14 protein-coding genes are annotated in these 17738 nt (G+C 68.1%); 11 read left to right on the top strand and 3 right to left on the bottom strand.

The window, feature by feature from the left end:
- Positions 1 to 64 precede the first annotated feature (64 nt).
- Positions 65 to 1678: an AMP-binding protein gene (locus tag ABZ942_RS05540; protein ID WP_357379443.1), complete on the bottom strand. Its 1614-nt coding sequence runs from the start codon at positions 1676 to 1678 to the stop codon at positions 65 to 67.
- A 131-nt stretch (positions 1679 to 1809) separates the two neighbouring features.
- Here ABZ942_RS05540 and ABZ942_RS05535 point away from each other — a divergent pair, with 131 nt between their 5' ends.
- From ABZ942_RS05535 to ABZ942_RS05510, 6 genes are all read left to right on the top strand, one after another.
- On the top strand, positions 1810 to 5373 hold the full coding sequence (locus tag ABZ942_RS05535; RefSeq protein ID WP_357379441.1) for an amino acid adenylation domain-containing protein: 3564 nt from the start codon (positions 1810 to 1812) through the stop codon (positions 5371 to 5373).
- A 28-nt stretch (positions 5374 to 5401) separates the two neighbouring features.
- On the top strand, positions 5402 to 6280 hold the full coding sequence (locus tag ABZ942_RS05530) for an oxidoreductase (protein WP_357379439.1): 879 nt from the start codon (positions 5402 to 5404) through the stop codon (positions 6278 to 6280).
- Positions 6281 to 6472: 192 nt separating this feature from the next.
- Positions 6473 to 6943, top strand: a complete 471-nt coding sequence (locus ABZ942_RS05525; RefSeq protein ID WP_357379437.1) for a carboxymuconolactone decarboxylase family protein — start codon at positions 6473 to 6475, stop codon at positions 6941 to 6943.
- 296 nt (positions 6944 to 7239) lie between these two features.
- Positions 7240 to 8331: a 3-deoxy-7-phosphoheptulonate synthase gene (locus ABZ942_RS05520; protein WP_357379435.1), complete on the top strand. Its 1092-nt coding sequence runs from the start codon at positions 7240 to 7242 to the stop codon at positions 8329 to 8331.
- Between the two features lie 134 nt (positions 8332 to 8465).
- On the top strand, positions 8466 to 9110 hold the full coding sequence (locus tag ABZ942_RS05515; protein WP_357379433.1) for a LysE family translocator: 645 nt from the start codon (positions 8466 to 8468) through the stop codon (positions 9108 to 9110).
- A gap of 59 nt (positions 9111 to 9169) precedes the next feature.
- Entirely contained in the window at positions 9170 to 9877 is a 708-nt protein-coding gene (locus ABZ942_RS05510) for a trimeric intracellular cation channel family protein (RefSeq protein ID WP_357379431.1), read from the top strand.
- Positions 9878 to 9895: 18 nt separating this feature from the next.
- Here the strand turns inward: ABZ942_RS05510 and ABZ942_RS05505 are convergent, their stop codons facing one another.
- The gene (locus ABZ942_RS05505) at positions 9896 to 11068 is read right to left on the bottom strand and encodes a pyridoxal phosphate-dependent aminotransferase (RefSeq protein WP_357379429.1); all 1173 of its coding nucleotides are present in this window, start codon (positions 11066 to 11068) and stop codon (positions 9896 to 9898) included.
- 165 nt (positions 11069 to 11233) lie between these two features.
- Complete coding sequence (locus ABZ942_RS05500; RefSeq protein WP_357379427.1) at positions 11234 to 12139, bottom strand: sigma-70 family RNA polymerase sigma factor; 906 nt, start codon at positions 12137 to 12139, stop codon at positions 11234 to 11236.
- A 107-nt stretch (positions 12140 to 12246) separates the two neighbouring features.
- Between ABZ942_RS05500 and ABZ942_RS05495 the strand changes: the two genes are divergently transcribed.
- The 5 genes from ABZ942_RS05495 to ABZ942_RS05475 all read left to right on the top strand — a co-directional run bounded on the left by ABZ942_RS05495 (position 12247) and on the right by ABZ942_RS05475 (position 17487).
- Complete coding sequence (locus tag ABZ942_RS05495) at positions 12247 to 12849, top strand: GNAT family N-acetyltransferase (RefSeq protein ID WP_357379425.1); 603 nt, start codon at positions 12247 to 12249, stop codon at positions 12847 to 12849.
- Positions 12850 to 12952: 103 nt separating this feature from the next.
- Positions 12953 to 14611, top strand: a complete 1659-nt coding sequence (locus tag ABZ942_RS05490; RefSeq protein ID WP_357379423.1) for a DNA repair helicase XPB — start codon at positions 12953 to 12955, stop codon at positions 14609 to 14611.
- 41 nt (positions 14612 to 14652) lie between these two features.
- On the top strand, positions 14653 to 15321 hold the full coding sequence (locus tag ABZ942_RS05485) for a DUF3239 domain-containing protein (RefSeq protein ID WP_357379420.1): 669 nt from the start codon (positions 14653 to 14655) through the stop codon (positions 15319 to 15321).
- 53 nt (positions 15322 to 15374) lie between these two features.
- Positions 15375 to 16013: a LysE family translocator gene (locus tag ABZ942_RS05480; RefSeq protein ID WP_357379418.1), complete on the top strand. Its 639-nt coding sequence runs from the start codon at positions 15375 to 15377 to the stop codon at positions 16011 to 16013.
- Between the two features lie 70 nt (positions 16014 to 16083).
- Positions 16084 to 17487 carry a M1 family metallopeptidase gene (locus ABZ942_RS05475; protein ID WP_357379416.1) on the top strand — a complete coding sequence of 468 codons (1404 nt, stop codon included), beginning with the start codon at positions 16084 to 16086 and terminating at the stop codon, positions 17485 to 17487.
- The last annotated feature ends 251 nt before the right edge of the window (positions 17488 to 17738 follow it).

Below are 17738 nucleotides of genomic sequence, written 5' to 3'. Positions count from 1 at the left end.
TGCCGGAAACAATGGGCAGCGCATCGAAAGATGCGCTGCCCCTTGTTATTCCCACGATCAGCCGCTAGCTTGCTACGGCGCGCAGTGCCTTCTTGTCGATCTTTCCGACGGCCGTGATCGGTAGCCGGTCCGCGCGGCGCAGCACGTCGGGGAGCTTGTACGTCGCGAGACCGCGAGCTGTGAGGAAGGTCTTGATCTCGGCCAGCGTCGGCATCTCACCATCGACAACCAGTACGGCGCAGACCCTTTCGCCGAGCGTCGCGTCGAGCAACCCGACGGCGGCCGCGTGCCGGACGGACGGGTGGGCGAGCAGGTGCTCCTCCAACTCGTCGCACGAGATGTTCTCGCCGCCGCGGTTGATGACGTCCTTGATCCGGCCGGACACCACCAGATGTCCGCTCGGCAGCCTGCGCACCAGATCGCCACTGCGGTAATAGCCGTCGGGGGTGAAGGCGCGGGCGTTGTGTTCGGGGGCGCGGTAGTAGCCGCGAATGGTGTACGGGCCCTTGGTGAGCAGCTCGCCCTCCGCACCCGGCGCGACGTCGTTGCCGTCCGCGTCTACCACCCGGATCTCGTCGGCCGGGGACAGTGCCCGGCCCTGCGTGGTGTGCAGCAGTTCGGCGGCATCGTCGAGCCGGGTGTAGTTGAGCAACCCCTCGGCCATGCCGAACACCTGCTGCAGGGTGGCGCCGAGCGCGGGTGTCACCTCGCGGGCGTTGACCTCGGCCAACCGGGCGCCGCCGACCTGGAGCAGCCGCAACGAGCTCAGTTCGGCTTCCTCCCATTCGGTTGCGGCACACCACAGCTGGGCCAGCGGCGGCACGACGGCGGTGACCGTGACCTGATGCCGCTCGATGGCGGCGAAGGCGTTCTCCGGGCTGGGATCGGTGACGAAGGCGACCGCGCCGCCGACGCTCACGGTGCCGAGGATGCCCGGGCAGGCCAGCGGAAAGTTGTGTGCCGCAGGCAAGGTCGCGAGGTAGACGTCGTCCTCGGTGAGCGCGCAGACCTCGGCGCTGGCGGTGGCGTTGTAGACGTAGTCGTCGTGCGTGCGGGCGATCAGCTTCGGCAGACCCGTGGTGCCGCCGGAGACCAGCATCAGCGCGATATCGTTCGGGTCGATCGCCGGCAGCGAATCACCCTCGCGCGGTATCGAACTCAAGTCGGTGCCGACGGTGGCCTCGCCGAGGACCAGCACGTGCCGCAGCGACGGCACCGCCGCCTGCACGGTGGCGGCCAGTTCCCGATAGTCGAAATCGCCGAGCCGGTCGACGACGATGTAGCCGACGGCCTCGGAAAGCGCCGCCAGATGCTCGATTTCGGCCCGCCGGTGCGCGGGCAGCGTCAGCACCGGAATGATCCCCGCCCGCAGTAACCCGAACAGCACGGTCAGGAACTCCGGCACATTCGGCAGCTGCACCACCACCCGATCGCCCGGCGCGATCCCGAGTGCAAGCAGCCCGTGCGCCATCCGATCTGACTCCGAGTCCAACCAGGCATAACTGCGCGCACCCTCGGTCGCGAGCAGCGCGGTCCGGTGCGGATGCCGCCGCGCCGTCTCCCGTAGCAGATTGCCCAGGTCACGCCCGGCCCAATACCCGGCCGCCCGATACTCCGCACCGACCTCGGTGGGGAAGGGCACATAACCATCGCGATGCGGAGTGGATGTCGAAGTCACGGTCTACCTCACGGCTAACCCGAGCACTGCTCGGCGAACATAGGTAAGGCAACCCTATCTCAATGGGTTAGTCTGGATCGAGCAGTCTCGATCCGCCGGACACGGCGGCGACCAAGGAGTGACAGGGCCAGATGGAGCCAGTACAGCGACCGGGGACCGGGGCGGACAGTAAGGAAAGCGCGGCACGGGGACCGGGGATTACCCGCGCGGATATTCGCGCCGCCATCGCCGGCCACCTCGACGTGCCCGCCGACTCGATCGACGACGGCGCTGACCTCATCCAGCTGGGCTTGGACTCCATCCGAACTATGAAGCTGGCCGGTGGTTGGCGTAAGCGGGGCGTCGATGTGAACTTCGCCAAGCTCGCCGCGCACCCGACGGTGGACAGCTGGCATCAATTGCTCGGCGGTGCAACGGAACCCGCGGAAACGCCGGTCGCCGAAGATGCGTCGACGACGAACGCCCAGCCGTCGTCGGACGACGATGCCCCCTTCCCGCTCGCTCCGATGCAGCACGCGTATTGGATCGGTCGTTCGGCGGCACAGGAACTCGGCGATGTCGCGGCCCACCTGTACGTAGAATTCGACGGCAGCGGCGTGGATCCCGTCCGCTTGGCGGCCGCGGTAGAGGCACTTGTGCAACGGCATCCCATGCTGCGCACTCGTTTCTTGCCCGACGGCACCCAGCAGACCTTGGCCAGCCCGGGTAGGCCGGTGTGGTCGCTGACCGATCTACGCGAGTTGTCCGCCGATGCGGCCGATGCGGCATTGGAATCGTTACGCGACAAAAAGACTCATCAGCGCATGGCGGTCGAGGACGGGCAGGTCATCGATATCGCGCTGACCATGCTCGCCGATGGGCGAACCCGGCTGCACCTCGATGTCGACATGCTCGCCGCCGACGCGATGAGCTACCGCATCCTGATCGGCGACCTAGCAAGGCTGTACCGCGGTGAGACGCTGCCGCCGCAGACCTACACATTCCGGCGCTACCTCGCCGAGCAGTCGAACGCGAGCACCGCGGAACACGAGCGGGATCGTCAATGGTGGCAACAGCGGCTCCCGGAACTGGCCGGCGCACCCGAACTACCGCAGGCGCAAGGCATCTCCGGTGTCAGCAGGACCGTGCGTTATCACCGATGGTTGACGCCCGAGGCCAAGGCGCGCGTGTTCGATGCCGCGCATGCCCGCGGTGTCACCCCGGCCATGGCGCTGGCCTCGGTATTCGCCGAGACCGTCGGCGGGTGGTCGGCGCAGCGGCGGTTCCTGCTGAATCTGCCGCTCTTCCACCGGGAACCGGTGCATCCGGAGGTGGACGGGGTGGTCGGCGATTTCACCTCGTCGGTGCTGCTCGAGGTCGATGTGACCGAGCCGGCTACCGTCACCGAGCGCGCGCGTGCGCTGCAGGCGAGTCTGCATGCCGTCGGCGCGCATGCCGCGTATTCGGGGCTGGAGGTGCTGCGCGATCTCGGTCGCCACCGCGGTGAGCCGGTGCTCGCGCCGATCGTCTACACCAGCGCGCTCAACCTGGGCGAACTGTTCGCCGACGCCGTCACCGACACCTTTGGCGACGCGGTCTGGATCATCTCGCAGGGCCCACAGGTTCTCCTGGACGCGCAGATCACCGAGGTTCGTGGCGGGTTGCTGCTGAACTGGGATGTGCGCGAATCCGCCTTCCCCGAGGGTGTGATCGATGCGATGTTCGCTCGCTATATCGACGCCATCGCCCGTCTCGCCGGGGATGGCGCGGCGAAGGAGAGTGGACGCGGGTCGGACGCGGGCTGGAATGCCGAGGCCACCTTGCGGATTCCGGTGGCGCAGGCGGCAACTCGCGCCCGGGTCAACGCGACATCGGGACCGGCGAGCGAAAGACTGCTGCACACCGGGTTCTTCGCGAACGCGATAGCGAATCCGGATGCGCCCGCGCTGATCTGGGAGCCCGGCGGGACGATGTCCTACTGTCGTCTTGCCGAGGAAGCGCTCGCCGTCGCCGCAGCGCTACGCGATGCCGGTGTGTTGCCCGGTGATTCGGTCGCCGTGCAGCTGCCGAAAGGCCCGGATCAGATAGTGGCGACACTCGGAGTGCTCGCCGCAGCCGCGGCGTACGTGCCGATCGGATTCGATCAGCCCGCCGCGCGGCGAGCCCAGATCCTTCGTACCGGTGAGGTTGTCGCGGCACTCACTGTCGACGGCGTGGACATACCGGAGGTACGGACGCTCGGACTGACACAGGCCCGTACGTATACGAAACCATTGGCACGTCCACTCTTCGGTGAGCCGGAAACCATCGCCTACGTGCTGTTCACCTCCGGCTCGACCGGCGAGCCCAAGGGCGTGCAGGTACCGCATCGGGCCGCCATGAACACTGTCGAAGACCTGAACGAGCGCTTCGGCATCGGACCGGCGGATCGGGCGCTCGCGCTGTCCGCGCTCGAATTCGATCTGTCGGTCTATGACATCTTCGGACTGCTCAGCGCGGGCGGCGCGGTGGTGGTCATCGATGACGAGCAGCGTGGCGAGCCCGCCCGCTGGGTGGAACTCGTTCGACGCCATCAAGTCTCGCTCGTCAACTGTGTGCCGAGCCTGCTCGACATGTTGATCACCGCCGCCGCGGGGGAGCTGCTCACCTGGTTGCGCACCGTGCTGCTCGGCGGCGATTGGGTCGACGTCGGCCTGCCCGCCCGCCTGGCCGGTGTCGCGCCGGAATGCCGGTTCGTCGCGCTGGGCGGTGCCACCGAGACCGCCATCCACTCGACGATCTGCGAGGTGGTCGATGCCGACGTGCCTGCGGCCTGGTCCGCCGTCCCGTACGGCACCCCGCTGCGCAACGTGCGGTGCCGGGTGGTCGGCCCCACCGGCCAGGACTGCCCCGACTGGGTGACCGGTGAATTGTGGATCGGCGGTGACGGTGTCGCCGCCGGCTATCGCGGCGACCCGGAGCGCACCGCCGAGCGTTTCGTGATCCACGAAGGCATGCGCTGGTACCGCACCGGTGACCTGGCCCGCTATCTCCCGGACGGTTGCCTGGAGTTCCTCGGTCGCGCCGACCATCAGGTCAAGATCCGCGGCTACCGGGTGGAGTTGGGTGAGGTGGAGAGCGCGTTGCGTGCGGTGCCCGGTGTCCGGCACGCCATCGCCACCGTGGTCGGCGTCGCCGCGCCGAAACTGGCCGCCGCCATCGTCGTCGATCCCGTGGCGGCACCGAGCGCCGACACCGTGCTGGCCACCGTCGCGGATCAGTTGCCCGCCTACATGATTCCCGCTCAGCTGGAAGTCCTCGCGGACCTGCCGCTCACCTCGAACGCGAAGCCGGACCGCAAGGTTATCCACGGCCTGCTGGCACAGGTCGGCGATACTGCTGAATTCGTCGCTCCGCGAACGAATCCGGAGCGCGCGCTGGCCGCTATCGTCAGCACCGTTCTCGGGGCCGAGCGCGTCGGCGCGACCGCCGACTTCTTCGCCCTCGGCGGCGACTCCGTGCTGGCCACCGCTGTGATCGCTCAGGTCCGCGAATGGCTCGACGCGCCGGATGTCATCGTCGCGGACCTCTTCACCGCCCGCACCGTCGCGGGTCTGGCCGCCAGGATGCTCGAACGTGAATCCCAGCAGGGAATCTCCGGTCGGCTCGACACGGTGGCCGGGCTCTACCTGGAGGTCGCGGCGATGAGTGACGACGAGGTGCTGGCCCAGGTGTGACACCGAGTCCCGGTTTAAACTCCCCGATATGAGCAGGTGGGATACCTCGGATTTGCCCGATCAGACCGGCCGCACCTTCATTGTGACCGGCGCGAACAGCGGGTTGGGGGCGGCCACCGTGCGGGCGCTGGCCGGGGCCGGGGCGAACGTCGTGCTCGCCTGCCGGAACGTGGCCAAGGCGGAGCAGGTGGCCGCGCCGCTGGGAGATCGCGCGGTGGTGCGGCAGCTGGATCTCGCGGATCTGGCATCGGTGCGGGCGTTCGCCGAGGCGACCGATCGGGCCGATGTGCTGATCAACAATGCCGGGGTGATGGCGCTGCCGGAGCTGCGGACCGCCGACGGATTCGAAATGCAGGTCGGCACAAACCATCTCGGCCACTTCGCGCTCACCGGGCTGCTGCTGGACAAGATTTCGGAGCGGATCGTCACGGTCGGCAGCGGGGCGCACATCATCGGGAAGATCGATCTGGACGACCTGAACTGGGAACACCGTAAGTACCAGCGGTGGCCGGCCTACGGACAGGCCAAGCTGGCCAATCTGATGTTCGCCCGCGAACTGCACCGCAGGCTCACCGCGGCGGGCTCGTCGAAGATATCGGTCGCCGCGCACCCCGGTTACGCCGCGACCGAGCTGATGTCACATACCGAGTCGATCCAGGACGCGGTGATGTGGCTCGGCAACCTGCTGCTCGCGCAGAGCGCCGAGATGGGCGCGCTGCCAACGCTTTACGCCGCGACGACGGACGTAAAGCCCGGCGGCTACTACGGGCCGACCGGCTTCCGCGGCCTACGCGGCTACCCCGGCCGCTCCGGTTCGTCCAAGGCGTCGCACGACGAGGCCGTCGCCCGCGGCCTGTGGGAGCTGTCGGAGAAATTGACCGGCGTAACTTACGATTTCGCGCAGTGATCCAGCACCGGTAGCTGTCGCACATTACTGGCGCCCGGGGGATGTCACCCGTGGACACGCCGCGCTCTGAGCTGCGACGATGAATCGAAATGAGGAGTGACTCAGGTCACCCTCCTTATTGATGTCACACAGCGCCGACCCGTGTCGTCCTCTCTGTGAAGACGCAGCACAACCACGAAGGAAGGCAACATCATGGACGCCCGCATCAATCTCTTCGGCAACCAGGTCGCCGGCAGCTTCATCAAGCGACTCACCAACGCCGCCCGGATCATCAGCGACTCCGCCCTGCCCGCCGCCACCCACGAGCTGGTCAAGATCCGGGCCAGCCAGATCAACGGTTGCGGTTACTGCACCGACATGCACACCAAGGACGCCGCGCACAACGGTGAGACCTCGGTGCGGCTGAACCTGGTCGCCGCCTGGCGCGAGGCCACCGTGTTCACCGAGGCCGAGCGGGCCGCGCTCGCGCTGACCGAGGAGGCCACCCGGATCGCCGACAGCCGCGGCGTCAGCGACGAGGTGTGGCAGGACGTGCGCAAGCACTACGACGACGACCAGATCGCCGCGCTGATCTCCGCCATCGCGATGATCAACGCCTGGAACCGGTTGAACGTCATCGCGCGCACGCCGGCCGGCGATTACCAGCCCGGCCAGTGGGGCTGAGCTCGAGCTGCCGTCAGCGGCGCGCCGAACGCCACGCCGGGTGACCGACGTGGCGTTCTCGTTGCGCGAGATGTCGGACGAACTACTCCTGTGGCATGCGGCACGGTCGATTCATCCATCGATCTGTGCCTGGTACAGTCCCTGACGTGCAGCGCGTGTATTTCTGGTTTAGCAAGCCGGCCCCGGGTGGGCTGGTCTGCGGCAACCACTTGCGCTGACGACATTCCACCCCGAGCCGGAAGACCGGCTCGACGGGGGTTTCGCGTCCGTGGGTCGGCCGAAGAAAAGGAACCCACATGACTACCGCTGTTGACGTCGATCCACGGCATTCCGACCTGGACGACCAACGCACGCTGAGCGTCAGTCCATTGCGCTCGCCCGCCGAAGTTCGCCAGGTACACCGGATCACCGACGACCTCGCGGACACGGTTCGCAAGGGACGTACCGCGACCGTCGACGTGCTGAACGGCGTGGACGACCGACTGATGGTGATCGTCGGCCCGTGCTCGGTGCACGATCCCGCCGCCGCCCTCGACTACGCGCGCCGCCTGTCCGCCAAGGCCGCCGAGCTGGACGACCGGCTGCACGTGGTGATGCGGGTGTACTTCGAGAAGCCGCGCACCACCCTCGGCTGGAAGGGGCTGATCAACGATCCGCACCTGGACGGCACCTTCGACGTGAACACCGGCCTCGGCTTCGGCCGCAAGCTGCTGGTCGACATCTCCGGGCTCGGCCTGCCGGTGGCGTGCGAGTTCCTCGACCCGATCACCCCGCAGTACATCGCCGACCTGGTCTCCTACGGCGCGATCGGCGCCCGCACCGCGGCCAGCCAGGTGCACCGCCAGCTGAGCAGCGCGCTGTCCATGCCGGTCGGCATCAAGAACGGCACCGACGGCGACGTGCAGGTGGCCGTCGACGGCGTCCGCGCCGCCGGAGCCAGCCATGTGTTCCCCGGTACCGACCTGGACGGGCGCGCCGCGCTGATCCGCACCACCGGCAATCCCGACTGCCACGTCATCCTGCGCGGCGGCACCTCCGGCACGAACTACGACGCGGCATCGGTCGCCGAGGCCTGCGTGCGGCTGGAAAAGGCCGGGCTGCCACAGCGTTTGGTGGTCGACGCCAGCCACGGCAACAGCAACAAGGACCACAACAAGCAGGTCGACGTGGTCACCGACATCGCGGGCCGACTGGCCGCCGGCGAACCCGGCGTGGTCGGCGTGATGCTGGAGAGCTTCCTCGTCGCCGGTCGGCAGGATCTCACCCTCGGCCACGCCGACGAGCTCACCTACGGCCAGTCCATCACCGACGCCTGCCTCGATTGGGACACCACCGCCGTGCAGCTCGATCGGCTGGCCGACGCGGTCGCGCGGCGCCGTAATCCCTGACTGCCGAGCGGGTTTCAGCTTCCTGCGCGATGTCCCGGGCGGGAAGCTGACCGCCGGTTCGTCGGAACGGCACCGGACCAGCGACTTTCAAGTGGACCGAGACGCGCGCCCGCCCGTCGGCGAGGATCGACAGCGTGATCGAAATGGCGGCAGTTCTCGGAGTTGCGGCCGTGGCGTTGGGATTGGTGCTGACGCCGGGGCCGAACATGATGTATTTGGTTTCCCGGACGGTGTCGCAGGGGCGACGCGCCGGGTTGGTGTCGCTGGGCGGTGTCGCGGCCGGGTTCGGGGTGTATCTGATCGCGGCCACCGTGGGGATCACCGCGGTGTTCGCGGTGGTGCCCGGGTTGTATCTGGCGGTGAAGCTGGCCGGTGCGGCCTACCTGCTGTGGCTGGCCTGGCAGGCGCTGCGGCCCGGCGGCACTTCGGTTTTCGAGCCGACGACCTTGCCGGAGGATCCGTCGCGAAAGCTGTTCATGATGGGGTTTCTGACGAACCTGCTGAATCCCAAGATCGCGATCCTGTACATGGCGCTGATCCCGCAGTTCGTAGCGCCCGAGCACGGACAGGTCTGGTTGCAGAGCCTGGTGCTCGGCTCGGTGCAGATCGCGGTGGGGCTGAGCATCGACGCGATGATCGTGCTCGGCGCGGCAGGCATCTCGACGTTCCTCACCGGCCGGCCGCTCTGGCTGCGTGCCCAGCGCTACTTCATGGGCACCATGCTCGGCGCCATCGCGGTCCTCGTCGCCACCGACCGCGCCCGCCCCATGCCGGCCTGACACCACGCCTGGGGCCTGTCGGCGGTGTGCGCGCGGCGGGGTGTGACACGGTGAGCGGCATGGTGGATTTCGGTGCGGCCGTGTCGGCCGCGCACTTCGGCTCGGCGGTCGAGGCGGCGCAGCACGTCGGGGAGTTGTTCGGGGTGTTCGCGTTCGCGAGTTCGGGGGCGCTGCTGGCCGTGCGGCGCGATTTCGACATCTTCGGCATCGTGGTGCTCGCCTGCGCCACCGCGCTCGGTGGCGGCATCATCCGGGATCTGCTGATCGGCCGCACGCCACCCGCGGCGTTCGTCGACCTCAGCTATCTGTGGACCGCCGTGCTCGCCGCCGCGGTGATCTTCTTCTGGCATCCGTCCCGGCGGCTGACCCGGGGACCGCTCGAGGTCGCCGACGCTTTCGGGCTCGGATTGTTCTGCGTGACCGGGACGGTCATCGCCTACTCGCGCGGGCTCGGCGCGCCGTCGGCGGCGCTGCTCGGCCTGGTCACCGCGATCGGTGGTGGCGTGATCCGGGACCTGCTCGGCGGGCAGACGCCGAATGTGCTTCGGCCCGACCAGATCTACGCGGTGCCCGCTCTGGTCGGCGCCGTCGCCACGGCGACGCTGCTGCACTTCGGCGTCTATCAGGCCTGGACCGGCGCGCTGGCCGCCCTCGGCGCGATCGCCTTCCGCCTGCTCGCGCTCCGCTTCGGCTGGCATGCGCCGCAAGCCCGTCGGTACCCACGGATCAAGCCGCCGACCGATCCGACGCTCCCACGCCGGTCCTGACCCGCCGCGGCAGCAGTGTTATCGCGCGCCCGAGCGGAGCCTGCGCACGCCTTCGTCGAGCGTCTCGTCGCGCTTGCAGAAGGTGAAGCGCACCAGGTGATTCCAGGCCGCAGCGTCGTCGGCGAAGACGCTGACCGGGACGGCGGCGACACCGAGTCGCTTCGGCAGTTCCCGGCAGAACGCGAGGCCGTCGGACGCGCCGAGCGGAGTGATGTCGCCACACACGAAGTAGCCGCCCGGACTGGACTTCACCCCGAATCCGGTGTCGGCCAGTGCGGCGGCGAGTCGAAGCCGCCTGTCGGACAACGTATCCCGCAGTCCGGCCACCCATTCGAGCTCGTGGTTCAACGCGTGCGCGACCGCGGGCTGGAACGGGCCACCGGCGACGAAGGTCAGGAACTGCTTGGCGGCGAGCACGCCGTCGATCAACTCCGCCGGGCCGCACGCCCAGCCGGTCTTCCAGCCGGTGACGCTGAATGTCTTTGCCGCACTGGACACCACGACGGTGCGCTCGGCCATGCCGGGCAGCGTGGCGAGGCTGATGTGCTCGGTGCCGTCGTAGACGAGGTGTTCGTAGACCTCGTCGGTGAGCACCAGAATGTCGTGCTCGCAGGCGATCTCGGCGATGGCCTGCAGATCGGCGCGGCCCAGCACGGTGCCGGTCGGGTTGTGCGGGGAGTTGACGACCAGCATCCTGGTCGCCGGGGTGATCGCGGCGCGCAGGCTGTCCAGGTCGAGCACGAAGCGATCGCCGTCGGCGACCAGTCGCGCGGTACGCCGCTGCGCCCCGGCCAAAGCGACTGCGGCGGAATAGGAGTCGTAGTACGGCTCGATCAGCACGACCTCGGAGCCCGGCTCGACCAGGCCGAGGATGGCGGCGGCGATCGCCTCGGTCGCCCCGACGGTCACCAGCACCTGGGTGTCGGGATCGTAGTGGGTGCCGTAGCGGCGGGCCCGGTCGTCGGCGATGGCGCGGCGCAGCACCGGCATGCCGCGCCCGGGCGGGTACTGGTTGAGGCCGTCGGCGATGGCCTGCCTGGCGACCTCGAGCATGCCGGCGGGGCCGTCGGTGTCGGGAAATCCCTGGCCTAAATTGACCGCGTCGAACCGGACGGCGAGTTCGGTCATCTCCGCGAAGATCGTGGAGGCAAAGGGCCGTAGGCGAGCAACGGTGGCGGGTTGCGAAGGCATAGTCGGAGACTAGCCCAGCATTCCTGTTGTGAATCCGGCCACGTCGGAGCTCGCCGGATCCGCACTCGGCCTGTTCGACACGTCATGGACGGATTGATATCGGGCTTCGGCTCGGCTACCCCTTGATGACCGGCCCGCCGGGCCGAGCGATGGGGCCCGGCGAGCTCAGCCCAGTCGGATGCCGGTCAGCTTGGCCGGATTCGCGAGATCGTATGTGCCCCAAACCAGTCCGTCGCGGATGGTGAAACCCATGACCCTGGGCGGATGTCCGTAGCCCGCGGTGACCACGAGGCCCAGTTGTCCGTTGACCGAAGCGAATTCGTAGTTGTAGGCCGGGTCCACGTCGGTGCCGTCCAGCCCGTACTTGCGCACGAGACCCACGTAGAAGCGCGCGATCCGGTCGGCCCCGCGCAGCACGTTCACCGTGGTGGACGTGGTCCCATCGGCATCGCCGATCACCACCGAATCCGGGTGCAGCGCAGCGGTAACCGCCTGCACGTCACCGGACCGCAGTGCGGCCAGGAAGCGCTGCACCGCGACCTCGTGCTCGGCGTCCGGCACCGGCGGCGGGGTGTCCGCCACGGCCTTGCGCGCCCGCACCGCGAGCTGCCGCGCGGCCTCGACCGACACGTCGAGGATCTCGGCGATCTCGTCGAACGGCACCGAAAGCCCGTCGTGCAGTACGAAAGCCACCCGCTGCGGCGGGGTCAGGCTGTCCAGCACCACCATCGCCGCGAGCCGGTACTCCTGCTTGCGGACCACCACCGCCAACGGATCCGGCGTGCTCGACGGCGTGCGATCGGTCACCACCGGCTCCGGTAGCCATTGCCCCACATAGGTTTCCCGGCGTACCGCGGCACTGCGCAAGCGGTCCAGGCAGATTCGGCTCACCACCGTCGTCAGCCAGGCGCGCGGGTCGTCGATCTCGGATTGGTGGGCGCCGGCCAGCCGCAGCCAGCTCTCCTGCACCGCGTCCTCGGCGTCGCCGACGCTGCCCGTCAGCCGATACGCGACCGAGAGCAGATGCGCTCGATGTGATTCGAACAATCCGGCAAGCAGAGCGGCAACCATCAGGGACATTCTACGATCTCCCGGCCGGTCGGTTTACCGCGGTGCCGCCGTGGCGACGCGCGGGAAACCCGATGCTCGGGCCGGGTGATTCGTGACAACATGACTCGATGGACGCACATGCGCTGTCGAACGGAACGGTCTGGCTGTCGATCCCCACCGCCTCGGACATCGACGCGATCACCCAGTGTTGCCAGGACCCGTCCATCGGCGAGTGGGTGACCATCCCGGTGCCCTACACCCGCGACAACGCCCAGACCTTCGTCGACGACATCGTCGGCCCCGGCTGGGCGGGGCACAGCCCGACCTGGGCGCTGCGGCTGCACGAGGGCGGCCCGGTGGTCGGCATGGTCAGCCTCGGCGAACGCGACGAATCCTCGGCCGAGATCGGCTTCTGGCTCGCCCCGAGCGAGCGCTCCCGCGGCCTGATGACCCAGGCGGTAAACCTGGTCTGCGACTACGGCTTCCGGCCCGATGGCTTGGCGCTGCGGCGCATCAGCTGGCGCGCCTTCGTCGGTAACTACCCCTCCGCCGCGGTGGCCCGCCGGGCCGGCTTCTACTACGAGGGCCTGGCCCGCCAGGGCAGCCTGCAGCGCGGCCGGCGCCGTGACCACTGGCTGGCCGCCCGCCTCCCCACCGACCCGCCCGGCCCCGCCGCGGGCTGGCCCGCCGAGTTCGACCGCGCGCTGCAACGAGCACCCGAACGCCGCTGAGTCCGCCCCGACCGCGCGGCAATTGTCGTGGTCAGGGGACCGGCCGTGCCGGGCTGTCGGGGGTCTCAGGGAGAATGGTCCGGAATCGATGCGAGGAGGGGCTGTGACGGACGGTCCGCTGATTGTGCAGAGCGACAAGACGCTGCTGTTGGAGGTCGACCACGAGTTGGCCGATGCGGCGCGGCAGGCCATCGCGCCGTTCGCCGAGTTGGAGCGCGCGCCCGAGCATGTGCACACCTATCGAGTGACGCCGTTGGCGCTGTGGAACGCGCGGGCGGCGGGGCACGACGCCGAGCAGGTGGTCGACGCGCTGGTCAGCTTCTCCCGCTACGCGGTGCCGCAGCCGTTGCTGGTGGACATCGTCGACACGATGGCGCGGTACGGGCGGTTGCAGCTGGTCAAGCACCCGGCGCACGGTCTGGTGCTGGTCAGCCTGGACCGCGCGGTGCTCGAGGAAGTGCTGCGGCACAAGAAGCTGGCGCCGATGTTCGGGGCCAGGCTCGACGACGACACGGTGATCGTGCACGGCTCCGAGCGCGGCCGGATCAAGCAGATGCTGTTGAAGATCGGCTGGCCCGCCGAGGACCTGGCCGGGTACGTCGACGGCGAGGCGCATCCGATCGAACTGGACTACACCGACGACAAGTGGCACCTGCGCGACTATCAGGAGATGGCCGCCGACTCGTTCTGGGCGGGCGGCTCCGGTGTGGTGGTGCTGCCGTGTGGCGCGGGCAAGACGATGGTCGGTGCCGCCGCGATGGCCAAGGCCAAGGCGACCACGTTGATCCTGGTCACCAACACCGTCGCGGGTCGGCAGTGGCGGCGCGAACTGCTGGCGCGCACCTCGCTGACCGAGGAGGAGATCGGCGAATATTCTGGCGAACGCAAGGAGATCCGCCCGGTCACCATCGCGACCTACCAGGTGATCACCCGCCGCACCAAGGGCGAATACAAGCATCTCGAGCTGTTCGACAGCCGCGACTGGGGCCTGGTCATCTACGACGAGGTGCACCTACTGCCCGCGCCGGTCTTCCGGATGACCGCCGACCTGCAGTCGCGCCGCCGCCTCGGCCTCACCGCGACGCTGGTCCGCGAGGACGGCCGCGAGGGCGACGTGTTCTCGCTGATCGGCCCGAAGCGCTACGACGCGCCGTGGAAGGACATCGAGGCGCAGGGCTGGATCGCGCCCGCCGAGTGCATCGAGGTGCGGGTCACGCTCACCGATGCCGAGCGGATGGCCTACGCGACGGCCGAGCCCGAGGAGCGCTACAAGCTGTGCTCCACCGCGCGCACGAAAATCCCCGTGGTGCAGTCGATCCTGGCCAAGCACACCGACGCGCCGACCCTGGTGATCGGCGCCTACCTCGACCAGTTGGACGAGCTGGGCGCCGCGCTGAACGCCCCGATCATCCAGGGTTCGACGAAAACCAAAGAGCGCGAAGAACTCTTCGAGGCGTTCCGGCAGGGCGAGATCCCGGTGCTGGTGGTGAGCAAGGTGGCGAACTTCTCCATCGACCTGCCGGAAGCATCGGTCGCGGTGCAGGTTTCGGGGACCTTCGGCTCCCGTCAGGAGGAGGCGCAGCGCCTCGGCAGGCTGCTGCGGCCGAAACACGATGGCGGCCAAGCCCATTTCTACTCGGTGGTGGCCCGGGACACCCTCGACGCGGAATACGCCGCGCACCGTCAGCGTTTTTTGGCCGAACAGGGGTATGCCTACCGCATCATGGACGCCGACGACCTGCTCGGTCCGCCCATCGGATAAGTGGAGGCATCTTCTCCGCAAACTGTGCTAGGAATAGGGACGTGCGACGCTTCGAATTCCCGGTCGACCGCAAGCATGCCCGCGCGGTCAACGAAGTCTTCGCCGACCAGCGTCGACTACGCATCATGGCTATCGCGGCCGCGATCATCGCGGCCGCGGGTGCGGCGTTTTTGATCTATCTCGACCACCCGTGGGCCTACCTGCTGACCATCGCCTTCATCCTCGGCGCTGTGGTGGCGCTGTGGGTGGCGTTCTGGACCGCGCGGCATGCCAGCATCGACAAGCTGTACACCAACGGCGAGCTCGTGCCCGCGGTGGTCTCGGAGACCTATCCGTCGAGCGTGGTGCTGCTCGCCCTGGTCGACGTGGCCAAGCCGGGTGCCACCGATTCGCGCTACGCGCTGGTGATTCGGCGGGTTCGCGCCCTGCCCGGCCACGCGATGGCGGCGGGGGAGCGGGTGCCCTCGGTCGCGGTGCGCACCGACCGGGCGCCGCGGCAGGTCGGCGAGCGCTGGCAGTCGGTCAGTGCCATGCCGATCGCGTGGGGCACCACGGACGCGTCGGTCATCGACCGAGCCAGGAACACCATCAGCGATGCCGAATGGCGTTTGCTCACCGACAATCTCGCGCTCACCGACAAGGTCCGGCGCGCGCCCGCCAAGCGACTACTGCTCGACCCGCACCAGCTGCCCGGCGATCTCGGCTCCTGAGATCGGCAGCGATCTTGCCTTATTGGAGTTGCGCCGCCGCATAGACTCCGAAGATGGTTCCGACGTCAAACCTGCTGGCGTTTCTCGCCGCGGCGACCGTGCTCATCATCGTGCCCGGACCCGGTGTCTTGTTCACCATCGGTCGCGCGCTCACGCTCGGTAGGCGGGCCGCATTGCTGTCGGTGGCCGGGCACTGTGTGGGCGTGTTCGTCGCGCTGCTGCTCGTCGCGGTGGGGCTCGGCACGTTGCTGATGGCCTCGTCGCTCGCGCTGACCGTGATCAAGTTCGCCGGCGCGCTGTATCTGATGTACATCGGGGTCCAGGCTTTTCGCGAACGCAAATCGCTGCTCGACGCGCTCGGCGCCGACATCGCGCCCGCACCGGATGCCAAGGTGCTGCGCCAGAGCGTGCTCGTCGGGCTGACCAACCCGAAGGCGATCATTTTCTTCGCCGCGATCCTGCCGCATTTCGCCGATCCCGCCGCCGGGTCACTGCCGCTGCAATTCCTGATCCTCGGCTCGATCTTCCTGGCCGTCGCGATGGTCTCGGACAGTGCTTGGGCGCTGGTCGCGTCCTCGGCGCGCACCTGGTTCGCCCGCTCGCCGCGCAGGCTGGCGGCGGTCGGCGGGGCAGGCGGGATGATGATCTTCGGGCTCGGCGCCTCGGTGGCGCTGACCGGAAGCACCGACTGAACCGACTAGCATCTATCGAAGTCGGTACGGCCGTACCGAAAAGTGGGGGGCGAAAAGGGGTGGTTGTCGAATGAGGCTGTCCGGCTGGATGTGTGCCGCGGTGGTCGGCGCGCTGGTCACCGCGACGGGGCTCGCGGCGGCCGACCCGCCGCCCGATCCGTTCACCGGATCGTCCGGACTCGGCGACCCGTATTACCCGGAGGACGGTAACGGCGGCTACGACGCCCGCCACTACGACGTCACCATCGACTATGACCCGGCGAGCCACCAGCTCACCGGGACCACCCGCATCGACGCCGTCTCGACCCAGGCGCTGCGCGCGTTCAACCTGGACTTCGCCGGGCCCGCGGTGCGCACGGTATCGGTGAACAACATGCCCGCCGGGTTCAACCGCAACGGCGAGCACGAACTCACCGTGACGCCGACGCTGCCGTTGCTGCCCGGACTTCCGTTCACGGTCACCGTGGACTACGCGGGCATCGCCGAGAACACCGAGGGCAACGGCTGGACGTACGCGCCGAGCGGCGGCGCCTTCGCCGCGGGCGAGCCGCACTCCGCGACCAGTTGGTACCCGCTCAACGACACCCCGTTGGACAAGGCGACTTTCGCGTTGCACGCGACCGTTCCCGCGGAATGGGAGGTCGTCTCGAACGGCCTGCGCACCCAGGACGAGGTACAGGGCGAGCGGCGGACCGTCAGCTGGGCGGCCAATCAGCCGGTGATCGGCTACCTGACCACCATCGCGATCGACAAGTTCAGCTTCCTGGAACAGCGGCGCGCCAATGGCACCCCGCTGATCAGTGCCTTCGCCCCGCAGGCGGAACGCAACCGGGAGACCGAGCAGCGCCTGCCGGAGATCCTGGACTTCATCGAAAGCCTCTACGGCCCTTACCCGTTCGAGTCGTCCGGCGGCATCTACGTGGACGCCGACATCATGTTCTCGCTGGAAACCCAGACCCGCCCGATCTACGCGCCATGGACCGACCTGCCGACCGCGGTGCACGAGATCACCCACCAGTGGTGGGGCGATTCGGTGTCGGTGCGGCAGTGGTCCGACGTCTGCCTCAACGAATGCTTCGCCAGCTACACCGCCGACTATCTGTGGCCGGAGCACAAGGAAGGCAAGGACGTCGACCAGCAGTACCGGCAGACCATCCAGAAGTACCAGGGCAACAGTGAGTTCTGGGAGATCCCGCTGGCAAACCCCGGCGCCGGAAAGGAATTCACGTCGGTCTACTACCGTGGTCCGCTGTTCCTGCACGCGCTGCGCAGGCAGCTCGGCGACGACGTATTCTTCGCGGCGGTAAAAGAATTCAACGCAGGCCACGCATACAGCAACGCGTCCATGCCCGAGTTCCGCACCTTCATCCAGTCCAAGTCCCCGACAAACCTGACCCCCTTCTTCGACGCCTGGCTCGACCAAAACACCCCACCACCGGACGAGTACCTCTACCCCGGCAGCCTGCGCGGATGACCTCATCGAGTCGAGTCGTATGGTCGTTAAACGATCTTCAACAGCGACCAAATGACTCGACTCGATAGCACCGACGACCTTTTGACTCGACTCAACGGCACCAATGATCGTTCGACTCCGCTTGTTTTCCCCAGCTTCTTTCAACCGGGCCACAGTCAGTCCTCACGCTGGAACTCGAGCGTTGCCCATCACAGGCTGCGGAAGAGAAAGCCGGGGACCCCACCTGACGTGCTCAGCACTATCGGGTCATT

It is taken from the genome of Nocardia sp. NPDC046473, assembly GCF_040645995.1.
In the GTDB taxonomy this organism is placed as follows: Bacteria; Actinomycetota; Actinomycetes; order Mycobacteriales; family Mycobacteriaceae; genus Nocardia.
Note: the sequence above shows the minus strand (reverse complement) of the source record. Positions and strands in the feature narration are given on the sequence as shown.